General features: G+C 56.6%; 1 pseudogene. It reads right to left on the reverse strand.

The features are described 5' to 3' along the window. Positions 1-558 (reverse strand): annotated as a pseudogene (locus GCU56_RS23180) (IS5-like element ISKpn26 family transposase); the annotation flags it as partial.

Consider the following 558-nt stretch of genomic DNA (forward strand, 5'->3'; position numbering starts at 1 on the left):
CCGAACTGCCGCTTGATGATGCGAAACGGGTGCTCCACCCTGGCACGGATGCTGGCTTTCATGTATTCGATGTTGATGGCCGTTTTGTTCTTGCGCGGATGCTGCTTCAAGGTTTTTACCTTGCCGGGACGCTCGGCGATCAGCCAGTCCACATCCACCTCGGCCAGCTCCTCGCGCTGTGGCGCTCCTTGGTAGCCGGCATCGGCTGAGACAAATTGCTCCTCTCCATGAAGCAGATTACCCAGCTGATTGAGGTCATGCTCGTTGGCCGCGGTGGTGACTAGGCTGTGGGTCAGGCCACTCTTGGCATCGACACCAATGTGGGCCTTCATGCCAAAGTGCCACTGATTGCCTTTCTTGGTCTGATGCATCTCCGGATCGCGTTGCTGCTCTTTGTTCTTGGTAGAGCTGGGTGCCTCAATGATGGTGGCATCCACCAAAGTGCCTTGGGTCATCATGACGCCTGCTTCGGCCAGCCAGCGATTGATGGTCTTGAACAATTGACGGGCCAGTTGATGCTGCTCGAGCAGGTGGCGGAAATTCATGATGGTGGTGCGA

It is taken from the genome of Geodermatophilus sabuli (assembly GCF_010686765.1).
In the GTDB taxonomy this organism is placed as follows: Bacteria; Actinomycetota; Actinomycetes; order Mycobacteriales; family Geodermatophilaceae; genus Geodermatophilus; species Geodermatophilus sabuli_A.